The organism is Paenibacillus illinoisensis NBRC 15959, assembly GCF_004000925.1.
GTDB lineage: Bacteria > Bacillota > Bacilli > Paenibacillales > Paenibacillaceae > Paenibacillus > Paenibacillus illinoisensis.
Genome location: NZ_BIME01000023.1, coordinates 25695 through 41058, shown reverse-complemented (window position 1 = coordinate 41058; position 15364 = coordinate 25695). Strand labels below are relative to the sequence as shown.

Annotated in this window: 12 protein-coding genes and 2 pseudogenes; 5 read left to right on the top strand and 9 right to left on the bottom strand. The window is 40.0% G+C overall.

Annotated features, from left to right (window positions below; all coding sequences use genetic code 11):
* Positions 1-14 precede the first annotated feature (14 nt).
* Positions 15-1172 (top strand): matrixin family metalloprotease, encoded by a 1158-nt coding sequence (locus tag PIL01S_RS29005; RefSeq protein WP_127541285.1) that lies wholly within the window; start codon positions 15-17, stop codon positions 1170-1172.
* A 550-nt stretch (positions 1173-1722) separates the two neighbouring features.
* Here the strand turns inward: PIL01S_RS29005 and PIL01S_RS29980 are convergent.
* Positions 1723-1797 (bottom strand): annotated as a pseudogene (locus PIL01S_RS29980) (MarR family winged helix-turn-helix transcriptional regulator); the annotation flags it as partial.
* Between the two features lie 295 nt (positions 1798-2092).
* Between PIL01S_RS29980 and PIL01S_RS28995 the strand changes: the two are divergent.
* On the top strand, positions 2093-2881 hold the full coding sequence (locus PIL01S_RS28995; RefSeq protein WP_127541283.1) for an SDR family NAD(P)-dependent oxidoreductase: 789 nt from the start codon (positions 2093-2095) through the stop codon (positions 2879-2881).
* Positions 2882-3039: 158 nt separating this feature from the next.
* Here PIL01S_RS28995 and PIL01S_RS28990 read toward each other — a convergent pair whose 3' ends face one another.
* From PIL01S_RS28990 to PIL01S_RS28975, 4 genes are all read right to left on the bottom strand, one after another.
* Positions 3040-3693 carry a GntR family transcriptional regulator gene (locus PIL01S_RS28990; protein WP_127541281.1) on the bottom strand — a complete coding sequence of 218 codons (654 nt, stop codon included), beginning with the start codon at positions 3691-3693 and terminating at the stop codon, positions 3040-3042.
* Between the two features lie 413 nt (positions 3694-4106).
* Complete coding sequence (locus tag PIL01S_RS28985) at positions 4107-4304, bottom strand: hypothetical protein (RefSeq protein ID WP_127541279.1); 198 nt, start codon at positions 4302-4304, stop codon at positions 4107-4109.
* 808 nt (positions 4305-5112) lie between these two features.
* Positions 5113-6111: an NADPH:quinone oxidoreductase family protein gene (locus PIL01S_RS28980; RefSeq protein ID WP_246058588.1), complete on the bottom strand. Its 999-nt coding sequence runs from the start codon at positions 6109-6111 to the stop codon at positions 5113-5115.
* A 100-nt stretch (positions 6112-6211) separates the two neighbouring features.
* The gene (locus tag PIL01S_RS28975) at positions 6212-6955 is read right to left on the bottom strand and encodes an NADPH-dependent F420 reductase (protein WP_127541277.1); all 744 of its coding nucleotides are present in this window, start codon (positions 6953-6955) and stop codon (positions 6212-6214) included.
* A 330-nt stretch (positions 6956-7285) separates the two neighbouring features.
* On the opposite strand from PIL01S_RS28975, the gene PIL01S_RS28970 reads away from it, so the two are divergent.
* Positions 7286-7606 (top strand): winged helix-turn-helix transcriptional regulator, encoded by a 321-nt coding sequence (locus PIL01S_RS28970; protein WP_127541275.1) that lies wholly within the window; start codon positions 7286-7288, stop codon positions 7604-7606.
* A gap of 230 nt (positions 7607-7836) precedes the next feature.
* Here PIL01S_RS28970 and PIL01S_RS30220 read toward each other — a convergent pair.
* From PIL01S_RS30220 to PIL01S_RS28955, 3 genes and pseudogenes are all read right to left on the bottom strand, one after another.
* Positions 7837-8179, bottom strand: a pseudogene (locus PIL01S_RS30220) (3-hydroxyisobutyrate dehydrogenase); the annotation flags it as partial.
* 121 nt (positions 8180-8300) lie between these two features.
* The gene (locus PIL01S_RS28960; RefSeq protein WP_127541273.1) at positions 8301-9425 is read right to left on the bottom strand and encodes a hypothetical protein; all 1125 of its coding nucleotides are present in this window, start codon (positions 9423-9425) and stop codon (positions 8301-8303) included.
* A gap of 609 nt (positions 9426-10034) precedes the next feature.
* Positions 10035-10925, bottom strand: coding sequence for a LysR family transcriptional regulator (locus PIL01S_RS28955; RefSeq protein ID WP_127541271.1), 891 nt, complete (start codon positions 10923-10925; stop codon positions 10035-10037).
* A 126-nt stretch (positions 10926-11051) separates the two neighbouring features.
* Here PIL01S_RS28955 and PIL01S_RS28950 point away from each other — a divergent pair, with 126 nt between their 5' ends.
* Together PIL01S_RS28950 and PIL01S_RS28945 are read left to right on the top strand one after the other, a co-directional pair.
* Positions 11052-12080 (top strand): hypothetical protein, encoded by a 1029-nt coding sequence (locus PIL01S_RS28950; RefSeq protein WP_127541269.1) that lies wholly within the window; start codon positions 11052-11054, stop codon positions 12078-12080.
* A 161-nt stretch (positions 12081-12241) separates the two neighbouring features.
* Entirely contained in the window at positions 12242-14188 is a 1947-nt protein-coding gene (locus PIL01S_RS28945; protein ID WP_127541267.1) for a CocE/NonD family hydrolase, read from the top strand.
* 518 nt (positions 14189-14706) lie between these two features.
* Here the strand turns inward: PIL01S_RS28945 and PIL01S_RS28940 are convergent.
* Entirely contained in the window at positions 14707-15294 is a 588-nt protein-coding gene (locus tag PIL01S_RS28940) for a hypothetical protein (protein ID WP_127541265.1), read from the bottom strand.
* Positions 15295-15364: the final 70 nt, after the last annotated feature.

Sequence of the window (15364 nt, the reverse complement as noted above, 5' to 3'; positions counted from 1 at the left end):
CGGGGGGGGATACTATGAAATCAAAAAAGTTTTTTTCTTCTTTGTTGATTGTTGCCCTTTTCCTTTCTTCAAGCACACTTGCTCATGCGAACGAAAAAGAAGATTGGCGCTTCTACTCTAAAAACATGACTTATAAATTAGATAGTGGCCTAAGTTCCCTTATGCAAAAAGGCTGGAACAATGCTGTGACTCAATGGAACGAAAAAGGAATGAACCTTTATTCTAGCAGCAGTTCCGTTAACACTTTAGGAGTCATTAATGAAGTTTCATCGTCCTTATATGGAAGAATGCATACATGGTATACCACAGATACTTTTATAATTACAAAATTTCAAGGCGGATTAAATATTGGTAATTCCAATATCACAGGATCAAATGTAGCGACTAGCACTGCAACTCATGAAATTGGTCATGCAATGGGCCTTAAGCATAACACTAGCAATTCAATAATGAACACTGCTAGAAATAGATCTAATTTATGGTTCCCAACCTCTTATGATGTTCAAACAATGAAGGAAATATATGCAGGCACCGTTGGGTGGAACGCTATAGCGGCGGCTGTATATCAACCACAGGTCCCTACCGATGTTAATTTAAGCTATGACTTTCCAACAACTAACAATTTAGAAGAAATGGTCAGTGAATCTGACATAATTGTAATTGGAGAATACCAAGACGGCTTTGAAACATGGAATATGTTACGTGACCCTGATAATAGTCAGAAAGAAAGTGAGGAGGGATTTGTAGAAGGCCAACTCTATGATTTTAAAATCGACAAAGTTATTAAAGGAAATGTAAATGGAGAAAACATTAAGGTTAATCATCGAGCTGCAGAATCCTTGACTTTAAAGTTCTCTGAGGGTGTTGAGGAGCAAATTACTGTATCAGACCTCTTCTATATTGAACCTAAAACTAAGAGCAAATATGTATTATTCCTTAAGCAGAATAAAGAGCTAGATAATTATTATGGAGCAATCGAACCGTTCTCGTTAATAATTGACGATAATAATTCCGTTAAACTGAACAGTAATATAATTGGACGTAAAGAAATTAGTCAGGAATTCAAAATTAATAGTGTTACAGTCCATAATGATATTGTAGATTCCATCGAAGATAATATTTCTGGGATGGACCTAGAAGAACTTCTCAATAAGGTGACAGCCATAGAATAAATGATTGGCAAATGCAAAAAAACTGGCCCAAGCAATAGAATTGCTTCTCACAACCAACAATACTATTGAGACAATTGCAGTTTCTTTTGGATTTCAAGGCATGCGTAATTTTTACGAATTTATTCAAAAAATTCACAGGACCTACTCCTAAAGCATAGACTCTCTCTCGTCTAAATACTAAGTCCATAGCTCTCAGGATTACATCAGATTACATTCAAACAGCTCATGATTCTCTAATCGATTACGTAGCTGCACATCAGTGTGGTTTCTGTTCATCTTCAACAGCTATAACATGTTAGATGAATTTAACTAAATTCTTTGCACAACTAATCTGCCCGTTAGGTGAACAAAAGCAGCCGATCACATTGATCAGCTGCTTTCTTAGTTTTGTTATACTATCGCTTCCCTTTAGCGTAATGATTACAAGCCTTGTTTCAGAATATTTCATTTAATAATTCCTTTTGCACCGGCTTAATATTAATGATACTTCTGATTGTTTTTGCCTTTAGTTCAGCATCCTCAATGGAACTGGCTAACCCTAGTTTTAACAGGAAATATCAAGCCCTCCTGCGGTACAACAGTTTTTATCCAATAATCCAAAACGTCGTGTCATGTTCTGAAACATCTCTCTTACGTTGTTTTCCAGAGACCAACCACTTCCACTTAGATATTCATCTAATCGGTAATACGAACATGTTCTTGTCCTCAACAGCTAGTTCATGTACCAATATTTCGCTTTTTTAAGACTTATGACCTCCCTTATGTAGGATGTTTAATTAAATAGGAATTAACAGATTAGTATTCTTCACAAAAAAGTCATAACTATGGACAAAACATTAATAATTTTATAAAATGTAAACGGAGATATTATATATTATATATAATATATAATTTAATTTTTAATAAGGGAGATATTTATAATGGGAAGATTGGTTGGGAAAGTCGTACTAATTACAGGTGCTGCACAAGGTATGGGTGCAATGCATGTTCGTATCTTTGCTAGTGAAGGGGCAAAAGTTGTAGCAACAGATTATAATTATGAAGGTGTACAACAATTAGTTGATGAAGTGAATAAGGAATTCCCTGGTTCGGCAGTTGCTTATAAACTAAATGTTGCAGAAGAAAATGACTGGATAGAAGTAACTAAAAAAGCGTACGAACAATTTGGAAAATTAAATGTACTAATTAATAATGCTGGTGTTCTAGCAAACGCAACATTTGATAAATTAACACACGATCAGTGGAATCGAGTCATGGATATAGATGCATGGGGCGTTTTCATCGGCATGCGTAATGTCCTACCATATATGAAAGAAGAAGGTGTTGGTTCTATCATCAACTTGTCGTCCATTGCAGCAATCAATGCAAGTGGCGGTCTCTCAACATATACTGCTGCAAAGGGCGCTGTAACAGCATTAACGCGTGCGGCGGCAATTGAATTTGCACCGTTTAATGTTCGTGTAAACGCGGTACATCCGGGAACTATAGATACAGCTATGTTCCGAGAAGGATTCCCGACAGATGAATTACGTAACGCTGCGATGAAAGGTCAACCTTTAAAAAGAGTTGGTAAAGTAGAAGAAGTTTCTTATTTAATGGTCTATTTAGCTAGTGATGAATCAGGATTTACAACAGGCACATCTCAAGTAATCGATGGAGGATTTACTGTACAAGCAGGTGATATTACGGCTGTTTCTTCAGAAGAATAAGCATCGATTGAACTTAAAAAAGATAGATTCACAATCGGGTGCCATTTAAATAGATTAGCATCTGATGAGTCATCATATATTACACAATAAAAAAGGTACTAACATTTTTGATTTGTTAGTACCTTTTTTTGATGAATAGAATTGCTCTCAAAGTCTAATTAAACCAATAAGGACCTTTTTGCCAAAAGTTCCAATTCCCGTTCCGCCTGTTTAAAGTCTGATTGAATTAATGCATTAACTGCACCGTCTAAATAGGAGTGCCAGCTCTTTACTTTTTCAGCATCATTCCAAATTGATTGGCAATAGGCTGTTGTAATATATGTGATTTCGGAATAAAACCTTAAAAATACTTTATTTCCAGCAACTTCAAAAATGTAGGAAGATATTTGATCGCATTTTGAGATATACTCAGCTATTTTCTCTTGAACTAATAATTCTTTTGCTTCGTTTAAGGAATTTTTTAAATTCTCTCGATGCTCATCATTCCAGTTTGGAACTGAGTAGGCTAAAGCAACTCTATATAATTCTTTTAGTGCCACAGTGTAGTCAACAATCTCTTCTTCCGATATTGCTTTAACTCGGACACCTTTTCTTGGTAGCCTTTCCACAATTCCGGTATTTTGTAAAATATAGAATGCTTCCCTTACTGGAATGTTACTCACATTAAGTTCCTTTGCTATATTCGTTTCAATTAATCTTGCGCCAAGCCCTAATTCCCCGGTAAATATTTTCCCCAAAATATAATGTGCAATATCATCAGGTAATGAATTTCTTGGATTTTCACTGTTGGAGGTGGATAAGAAATTATTCATCAGTCTATCCTTTCAAATTAATAAAAGATCACAATTATAGTCCGTATCGTATCATCTTATTATAATATATTTTGTATTCGATTTTAAACAAGATTCCAGGGATCTTTATAAAGGTAATTAGAACGGAAAGAAGTTACTTCTTTTATTGGCAACGTAACAAAAACCTCAAGATAAAAAACGACTTGGAAAAATTGAGTTCATCACAATTCCTTTAATCTTTTTTTTCAGCTTCTAATCTTTTTATGCTTTCTCTTTTGGAGATTTACCTGCTGCTACTAGTGATTTCTTAATCCAACTAACATGCCCGTTAGCTTAATAAAAAGGAGCAGCTGCCAGCCGGCCAACTAAACCCCTTGCTTTTTTGGACTAACGTTTCCCGTTAGCTGAACAATAATCTGTTCTTTTATTTCAGATCATGGGTATTCAATTTCCTTTTTGTTACCATTTTCTTCATATATGATCTCTGTTTTTCTGCCATCCGGATATTCCTTGATCATTTTTTCATTTTCTTCATATACAATGGCCACACCATTGCTTTTGGCCTCTTGTCTGGCCGAGAGTGTTGCTTTAACTAAAATTTCATTTAATTCAGAAGTTGACATACGTTTCATGTGGAGATACCCTCCTTAAATAATTGTACGTAAAAGTTTCACACTATTATGGGCGGTTCATTTTTCAAGTTTAGCTACTCCTTCTCCCATAATGCAAGTTATTCTTGCATCAGCTACGCTAACCTGCCCGTTAGTTGAACAAAAGCAGCTGATCACATTGACCAGCTGCTTTCTTTATCTTGTTACAATAACGTTTCCCCCGTTAGTTGAATGAGTAATCTCACTTTTTTAATTGAGTTATCTTATTAAGGAGTACCGCGGTGCAGACAGATATAACACTGGCTAAATATAAAATAGCATATGCTATGGTAGCATAATATGTAAGTTCAGCTTCAATATCGGAGCTTGTAAGAATAATAATGGAAAAGCCAACAACAAAAATAAAAATACCTAATTAGCACGCTAAATAAAAATGCATGAGTAAACTTACAATAAGATATTCTCCATAATTCAATAGCCGCCTTAAAACAAACGGTCATTAGGTGAAATTGAGTCCAGCAATCTTTCTTGTTGCTGGTTTCTTGAGAGGAAATTCTATCTAACACCTGATGAGTATCACAATCCACTGTGTCTCCCGTTAATATTTCTCCTCATGAGACAAAGGACTACGTAAAGCAAAGGGCTTTGACTCATGAGGAGAAGGGGATCAGCGGTGGTACCAGCGCTTTGGTATTTTGGTATCTGTTGCCACCAAAGACGCCGGTAGCATGAGCTTTATTCCTTTTCGAACCTTTTTCAGCCATGTAGCCTACGCTTCAAACAGGGTATGTCTCCGATTCTACCTAATGTCACAGCAGTTCCTTTTTCTCTATGTGCCAGAGGTGTCGTGGCTTACGCGGGCGATAAGCTTACCGATGACACCACCACCAAGACGTTCAAGTGCCTCTGGCACGTCAGTTAAGGATACGACCTGGTCGATCGGCATAGCAATCTTCCCCTCGGAGAACAGTCGCCCAAGTACGGTAATTGCCTCATCGCGCTCGTCGGGAGTCCGTACACTGTGCAAGGCGCCGGTGACAGAGATGCCTTTTATCTGGATCTTGAACGGCTCAATCTTCGGAAAATCTGAGCCACCAGCGAAACCGATCAAAACATACCGTCCGCCGATGGCAATCGCATCGAGTGCCTGATCGACTAAGGGTGATCCGACCGTGTCATATACGATATCGGCACCCTTGCCTCCGGTCAGGGCGCGCACCTGCTCGCTCATCGACCCCGTCCCCAGATCGATGACATGGTCCGCACCTTGCTCACGGCAAAACGCAGCCTTCTTTGCGTCGCGAACGGTAGCAATTACGTTCAGACCCAGAGCCTTGGCGAGCTGGATCGCGGTGGAACCCGTTCCACCCGTACCACCGAGCACCAATACCGTCTCGCCCGTCTTTGCGCGAGCGCGATTGACTAAGCCAACATAAGCGACGTGAAACGTCCCCAGAAAAGCTGCGGCCTGCTCGTCGGACATGTCATCGGCTGCAGGCACCGCTCCGTCGCCTGACGATAGACAATATTCCGCCAAACCACCAGAGTTGGCACCGCCGATTACTCGTGTGCCGACGGGAAACGGATAGCCCGGTCCCGCTACCTCGACAATACCGACCACCTCTTGACCGGGCGTTACCGGCGGGGTCGGCGTTAGGAAATATCGACCTTCAAGCATCATGCGGTCAGGCAGACCTATGTTAGTTGCTAATACCCTAAGCAGCGCCTCACCCGGTCCTGGTACAGGAACGTCGATATCTACCAGCTTCAGGACATCGCTGGGTTTGCCAAATGTTTCTGCGCGCCAAGCTTTCATTTTCGTTCTCATTTTTCAATCGACTCCATTCTCAACTCATTTTTCAGTCCAGTGCACCGAGCCGTTAGGCCTAAGCATGCCGTCAGAGCGCATAAGATACGGTGCCTGTCATTCACATGAACAATGCTCGGGCGATCCTCACGACCGTTTCGACGTCAGGAGATGACCGTTCGCCGACCCGCTCCTCGAACACTTGAGCGGCTATATCGCGGCGTCGCGGAAGACGGTCGCGCTCTGCCGATGCGAGCGCCGGCCCCATCTCGTCATAGGTCAGATCGGTAATGTAGGCTGGCGAGCCGGGCTGCTGCCGCCAAGAATCTGCAAGCATGCCCGCGTCGAAACCATCAAACCCAGTATCATCTACCAATGCGATGGCGACTTCGCGGTCACGCTTCCTGTCACCGGCGACGGGAAGCGCGATGCGGCCCGCCTCCCCCTTGGACCGTCCTTGTGTCTCGAAGGATGCCATTCCAATTGAGTTCCATGCCTTGGTAATCGGACGTCCGAAATAGTCGCGAGCCCACTCGCTCTCGACTTTCCCTGCTTCAAGCTCAGGGATCACGCCGTCCCGGCCAGGGTGATAGTTAGAGATATCGATGACCACCGTCTGCTCGGGCAATGCCGCCACTAAGTGCCTGATTTTCTCAAAGCCTGTATGAGGCACGGTTAGGATCGCAACCTCCACACCATCCAGCGCATCTTCCGCTGTTGCTGCGTACGCACCGGTTTCCAGTACATCGGTTGCAATGCTTTCGGGCCCCCGTGAGTTTGCCACCTTCACGTGGTGACCTGCTGCGGCGAGCTTACGAGCCAGAAGCCTGCCCATTAAGCCAGTTCCAAGAATTCCTATTTTCATGATGCTTCATCCTTTCAGTTAGAGATTATTAGTAGGATAGCAGAGCTGTTTTTTTCACAACTTCTAAGGCTTTTCCTAATTGACGCCCTTGATAACATATTTATCTCTTCTCAATTAGTTTGCATATCTTCAACTCTTGTTACAAAATGAATTCTCTCCGCTAATTGAACGTAGTAATTTCACTTGCTAGACTAGACTTGCTATTGAAATCTTATTAGAGTACCTTATTTAATACAAGTACGATTTTTTTTAGAACATACTACTAAAAATGATACTAATGAGGTTTTTCACACACTTTTAAGGGCAAAAAATATTTTTGGAGGAAAACATATGAACCACAGCAAGAAGTATTCGTTTGATTGTGGAATAAACAAAGTACAAAGAATAGTCGGTGGGAAGTGGAAATTATCGCTATTATGGTATATTTCCGAAGAAACAAGAAGATTTGGGGACATTAAACGAGCTTTTCCGGATATTACACAATCGATGCTAACGAAGCAACTCAGAGAATTGGAAAATGATGGACTTTTACATCGCGAAGTGTATAAAGAGGTTCCACCCAGAGTGGAGTATACTTTAACAAATCTTGGTCAGCGGTTTTTGCCAATCCTTCAAAGTATGTCTGAATGGGGAGATTGCAATTTAGAATAAGAATTGATCTTTTATTATGAGAAAAAAGATTGTTTAACAAACAGCCGGCTGTTGACCGGCTATTTTTCCTTATATGCACTTAAAGAACAGTTCAAATGAGAACAGATTAAACAAGTAAAGAGTAGTGTTTCAGAAGCAAAAATGACTTATCAGCCCGTTTTAAGTAGTAGAAGTTATAGGCTCTTTTAAATCTTCGTTGACCAACCTGCCCGTTAGCTTAACGTCAAAACTTAAGATTTAAATATTTCCCTATTTACATTAATCACATCTTCATGTGTGTGTCCACCGATAGACGCTAAAAGCTTCTCTATGCCTGATCTCTTAATAACGGGGCTTTTTCTTTTTTCGCCTTCGTTAATACTTCGGTTAGCTCCTCTTTAGTTAGTTCAGTACAGTACGCAGGGGTTCCTGGCTGTTGTCTCCACGAATCGCTTAAAGAACCACCAGCAATCGCTATGGCAATGCGTCCATGAGTCCCTTCGGGAGCTCCACGATGTTCTAATGTATAGGCAAGAAATTGTTGAAAGCTTGAATGATAGGTCTACCTAGATGATTGGATACCCTAACACTTTCTGATCCGTATGGTAGAGTAAATGAATATGAGGATAAAAAGTTACCAACCACCAGTTGAATTGGTGATTGGTAACCTAGTATTATATACAATATAAAACGAACATCTTAGAGAGATTTCGTTCTAGTCAAGTTCTGGTTTAGAACCAGATAGATTCTCGCCTGCAGTTAGAATAGTTTTACAGAAAGAATTTACTGTTAGATGATTGTCAAGTGTCACTGTACGACCATCTGGAAGGGAAACAGTTCCTGTCATTGTTGAAAGCAGATAACAATACATACGAGTTCCTGTCGAAACTGGCCAGTGGCTGTAAGCACGACCATGTGCAGCAATTTCTACATCAACGACACAGTTGCCTTTTTCCATCTTTAGCTTCCATTTAACAGGCATATTCATACCACTTCTAGGATCTTCCCACTTCTCAATAATTTGGTAATCGATAATTCCATTACCTGGTCCAAAATCAATTTGTTTATCAGCATATTTTACAAAGCCGATTTGGTTAGGACCGGGCTGGAAGAAGTTTATTTTAACATCACCTTGAATTGTGTAAAGCCACCACATCCAATTAGTTGCAGGAAGATTTTTAATTGGGTCGTTTGACTGCCCTGTAATGATGTGTTCACGAACACCATATCCATTCTCAATCGTTAAATTATGTTCTGATGTGCGAATAGTTCCATTAACGTTAACGAATGCATCATAGCCAGCACGGTCATCCTCGTTAGCCTTTGCGAAAGGTCCCCAGTTCCAAAGAGCTGTACCAATTTGCTCGTACACAAGATCAAGCTCAGCATCACCAGCTTTTCCTTTGATGTTCCATGTAGGAGGAGCTGCTATAAACTGAAGTCCATTAAAGTCCCAAATGACTTTGTCCTCTGTTGCAGTAACCTTAAATTTATCGCCATGCAAACGCTCTTTAGGAGTCCACCCTACACGCACAAAGTTGTTGTCTGTCATGGTACCCCGCTGAGATTTTGGTACAACAATTAACTGAATTTCTCTTTCTGCTGACATACCAGGACCCCAAATGCCCTTTCCATTACCAAAGAGAGCATAGCCGGCTGCCCATAGCAGAATATCGTAGTCTCCTGCTTCTGCGACAACACCAGCAGCAGTTTCTTCCCAAATATCAGTTTGTGATGAAGGCACTGAAAGTGACTCAAAATGAGTCATCTCATCTTCTAGAGTAATTACCTCGTGAGAGGATTTAATATTAGCATACTTGTCGTTATAATCATCTGACATAATACGTCTTCCTTTCTTTCCCTTAATATTAACATTGAAATCTTTTATCATATTTATAAACTCATGAAATTGAATGGACAGATTTGGAGCATCTGTTCATTGTATTTTGTATATCAACCTCCCTCAGTCAAAAGTTAGTGTAAAATTTATTACACTATTTTTTCATAGCAAACTTTACACTATCATTGTCTAAAGTTTAATGTTAATTTGCTATGAGCACATGATATAATACTTATAATCAAAAATTAAGCACATAATCAATACACATTTACACCTTATCCATACATAATAATTGAAGGAGATTTAGAGTTTTCATTACTAAAACATAAAAAGAACCAGAAATGAAGTTTAGATATTTATGTAACTTTAGTACCATGTTTTTGTCGATTTTCGGCAATAGGACCAAGCTCTTGTCCTGAGATTAGGACAAGAACTTGGTCCCTTAAAACATAAGAGCCCGCGCTGGGCGCGGGCTCTTATGTTTCTCTTGTTAATGAATTAAAGGCAGGACAAACGTTCCATCAGCTTAAACCAACGTTCCCAAGAATTATATTATTCAAAAAATGATGCTATTAACGACTGAATCATCTATGATTGGTGCTCTATAAATTAAATGGAGGCTTGCGGTTTAGCAATATCCCTAAAATTCCGCAACATAGGCGAGTACTTCGTCGCCTTCCACACAATTGCGACATCGATATTTATCTTTGGTTCGTTAATCATCCTGTAATCAATAACATCCGTTAAAAGATGTCGGAAACTTCCAGGAACCAAAGCCACTCCAAGCCCTGTTGCCACTAGTCCGAGCAACGCCATATCGGTCTCTGCCTCTTGTATAATATTTGGTGTGAATTTCGCAGCATGACAATGTGCTATTAAATAATCATAGGATCTCGCCCTTACTTCTCTTGAATACACCAAGAAAGCTTCTTCTGCCAAATCTGAAAGGTTTATGAATTTTTTATCTTTCATATAATGGTTTTTGGGGAACGCAATAAAAGCGGGATCACTAAAAATAGTTTCATATTTCAATTCCTCAGACATAGCTCCACCATATAGAGCCACTATACCCAAATCTATTTCTTCATTTATTAAGTTATATTCTAACTCTGGTGAATTTTGTTCCGATAGTATAATCTCAACATCAGAATACCGATTCCGATATTCGCTAACTAAATGAGGCAAAATATTGTGCAGCGTCATACTATTATATCCTATGTGTAATTTCCCTGTTTCTCCCCTAGCGATCTTCCCCGCCTGCTCTACTCCCTTATCCAAAATTCTCAATCCTTCTAGAGTTTTCTTTTTAAGTAATTCGCCTGCGGGGGTCAGTGCTACTGAACGTGTAGTCCGCTCAAATAATTTGAAACCAAGTTCACTTTCCAATTTTTTGATTTGAAAACTTAACGGCTGTTCTGAAATATGTAATAAATCAGCAGCTTTTCCGTAATGAAGTGTATCGGAAACAGCTAAAAAATATTTCAATTGTCTTAATTCCATAGAATCTCTCCTTTATGTATGTTTTCAATATTAATGAGCACCGATTAAGTGTTTAACTTCCAATAATAATGAGAGTACCATATGGATGTAAGGCGATCAAATTATACTTAAAGGAGGATATTATTTATGCCAAAGTTAGGAGATGTGTATGAGCGTGGTAACTTTTTTCAGCAACTTTCCGGTGCTCATCAACCCAGTGTAGAGGATGTATTATCAGACAGAGGTTATTTCGGACTTAAACCGAACCTTACTGCAATTTACGGAAACATTCGTACAGAAGATGGTGAAATGTACGAATTACTTCGTAACTTTAATCCTGATCTGGATACTGAAAAGGCTTATTTGGGACTAGTGATCCAATCCACCAAAGCTGATGGAGAGAATTTGATTTTTGATACAGAACTAACGAAAGATTGTGCTTCCGCTAAAGGAACTGTAGGTATTCAAGACGGAAATGAAGCAGTATGGCGAAAAGCTCCCGGGGTAGTTGGAGATGATTTCGAAATACGCTTCAGTGAAGATTATTTTGTGTGGAAAGAAGAAAAACTTTTCTCTCTGGAAGGACCTATGATTAAACCTGGCCTGCACTGGTACCTCCCCGGAAGAGATGAAGGAACTTATTATGTCTCCCACCTGTTTGAATTAACGGGTGAGTTTCAAGGGGTTAAAGCAAAAGGCTTTGTGGCCTTCGATCAGGTATATATGGCTGACGGTGCTGTCTTATACGGTAACAGAGATATCTTGATGGAGAACTTTGGCCATATTGTATGGTATACCTGGGCAAACAAATATAAAGATGGATCAGTTGAAGGAGGACACTTTCTTCTCGGTCATGACCGCTTAGGTTTCGCTGTATTCACCGATGGAAAGACCGTAACTGCAACACAAAATATAGAAGGAAAAGTTGCTACATCACCGAATAGCCCATTTTCACAAGGGATTGAATTCACAATAGAGGGTGAAAACTGGACGTTTACTCCTGATCCGAGAGGGAAAATGCCCGCTATGCTGCAAAAATATCCTCCAACTCCTCAGCAGGAAGGTAGAATGCAACGTGTTGGTGAGACACGCGAAGTAGATTCGTATTGGGCATGGGGGGAAACTGAGACAAAGCATGGTAATACAAGAATGAGCAAACTCCCAACCCGTAGATAAAAGTAAAATAAAAACTAGTTTATAGAACAGAATGTACTGATATCTGACAACAAGTCAGTGTCAGAATGTTCTGTTTAATTATCATATCCCTTATAAAGCCAATATGGATCGAATATGAAACTATGATTGATTATTATTCCATTAAATAAAAGGAGAATCCTATGGCAGCAGAATTTCCAGGAAAACAGCATAAATATGCCGAATTCAAAGACGTCATTATCCCTATGCGCGACGGCACCAGACTAGTCGGTAGTGTCAAATTTCCACTCAAAGACGGTAAACCGGACTTTACAAAACAATATCCGGTTATTTTGATTCGTTCTGCCTATCTTCACAGTGGTCCAACTACAGCTTGGTATGGACTGTTTGAGTATGCTACAGCAAACGACTATGTGTGTGTTGAAGTCGCAGCCAGAGGAACTGCAAAGAGTGAAGGGCAACTACAGCCTCTTGCCAACGAAGGTTGGGGTGACGATGGAAGACCTGACCATGATGGTTGGGGCATACACCGAGATGGAGTAGATACCATAGCATGGGTTAGAAAACAGCCTTGGTGTAATGGACAGATTGTTACGAGTGGAATTTCATGGCAAGGAGCTTCACAGATTTTGCCTTGGCTTAGCGGTGATATTCTAGGGTTGGAAACATCCGTTATTTCTAATCCGGCAATCAACTCTGCATTTGGGAATAATCTTGGTTTCGAAAACGGCTTCTTTTCTCTCAATTTAAATGTTTTCTGGGCCATTATGATGCTTGATGACCAATTAGCTCATCACAGGTTTTCACCGATTATCAAAGAAAAAATAATGGAGGATAACGCTCTTTTGGGAAATCCTTTAGAAGATCCTCGAAAAGTAAATGCGGGAGAATGGGCAAAAAAATACGGTTTAAAAAATATGCCTATTATGCGTCATATACCATTCTGGCAAAAGTGGGTAGAGAATTATGATAATATTGACTTTTTCTCTTACAACGATATCACCAAACGCACAAACAAATTCAAGAAGCCTCTCGTATTTGTCGGAGGATGGTATGATTTACTCTTAACTAATTCAATTATGGCATATGAACAGGCTGTGACTAATTCAGTCTCTCAGGAAGTTGCGGATGGTCATCGTCTGGTTCTCACTCCATTTAGTCATACTGCACGAACGAACGATCACCGTTTTGCAAACGAGGATACTGACCAGGCTAGTCTAAATATCGATTGGTTCAATCAGCAGTTAAAGGGAATTCCAGCAGAATTATTCCAGAAAGGCAAAGCTGTCATCTATGTTATGGGTGAAGAAAGATGGCGTGCTGAACAGGCTTGGCCGTTGCCTGATACCAAACTCACTGAATACTACCTTCACAGCGATGGTAATGCTAACACTTCTGCCGGTGATGGTGTATTATCTACAGCATTTCCTGTTTCAGAATCAGCAGATCACTACTCCTCAGACCCTGCAAATCCTGTATATAATATACAGGAGCACACAATGTTCGGAGGAATGAACGACCATTCAGGTAATGAGCAGAGAAGCGACGTGCTAGTGTATTCAACTCCTGTGCTGGAAGAAGATGTTGAGGTTACAGGCTGGATTAATGCTACACTTTACGCATCTACAAGCGGAACAGATACGGATTTCATCATGAAACTTCTTGATGTATATCCTGACGGAAGCTCAATGCATCTCACCACAGGTGGTGTACGTGGTCGCTATCGCAATGATCGCAAAAATCCTGAGCCCATGGTTCCAAACCAGATAGAAAAAATGACTTTGAAGATGCGAGCAACAAGTAATATCTTCAAAAAAGGACATCGTATCCGTATTGAGGTTATGAGTACAAATTCATCAATGTACGATGCAAATCCAAACCGGTTTATTGATCTTAGGACTTGCACAGAAAAGGACTATGTGATTGCTGACCAAACCATCTATCACGATGCTGAACATCCATCTTCCATCACCTTACCTATCATACCTGCAGACAAGCAAGGTGAATGGTTGGATTGGCCATATGCTCCTGAAAAGACTGGGGGTTTTGACCATGCAGCTATGGCGGGAAAACCAGCATGTACTGAACCAGTTCCGATGAATACCGCAGATCTTCCTATCGTAGAGTAATTGAAAACACTCATTTTCATGGAGCTGCACTCTAACTAGTAAAACGTTGGAGTGTAGCTCCAGTTATATGTAATGCGTCAGAACATCTAGTGCTTTTAGCTGACGAGCTGCGTAATACGAAAATTACATGTCGTAGATTGAGTGAGCACGACTCCTGTTTTATTAGTTACCTATTTAATTTGACTCGCTAACTTCATTTTTGACCTGTATATAAAACAAAAAGCCATCAAGATTTGCTGTTCTGATACCTTTGAATTCTCCTGTATTAAATTCCCGTTTCTCCTTCAACTCAAGGCTATCCTTGGTTTCTTTTTATAACCAGAATAGATCTCTAAGAATATTAAGCAACCGTTCCCCGCTTTAATACCGAGAAACGGTTGCTGTTTAAAAGGGACTTTATGTGGGGTAACCACAAGTAACCTTGTCCATTATCAGAAGGTTACGCACCCTCTATTATTAGGAGTCCTATGGTTACACGCTGAGCATAAGAAAGTGCTGTCGATTCTCCAGGCGCACCATCAGCTGTTTCTAAATACCTCCTCAAGCATATTTAAATAACCACTCTTAATAGTCTTCTTATCTTTCAGTTTTAACAACAATTGATAAAAACCTGTTCTATAATCGGAATAGTGGGAGATGTTCGCTTTTTCCATCATTGTTGCAAATCGTTTTTCAAACTGTGGTGCATTACGCATCATATACTTGAAATTCATCACCCAGAGCTTCATCAAATGAATCCATTTGTCATTTTCAAACTGTGTTTTGTCATAGCCCAAATTCTTATCACTGTTTAGGATACCGACATCATAAAATGCAAAAGGATTGTCTCCTCCAATAAATGTTGATACTAAAAATTTATCAGGCATCAGGCTGTTTGCAAAATCATACCACACCGGTTGGAACTTCGCTTTTACACTTTCGGTCACTTCGAACAATGCGATATCTGGAGTAACATCTTTAATTGTTAGCAATAAATCTACATCCGAGTAAGCGTCTGAGGTTTGTTCAACACGACTTCCAATTACATCTATTCGGGTAATAAAATCCAACCCATTTAAATGTTCTATCAACTGTTGGGTCAAACCTTCACTAGCCGACGTTCCCACTATATCCCCTCCGCTAAACTCCTGTTTGTCTTGTCTACGTTACTATATAAATAATGCTATTATAACATTC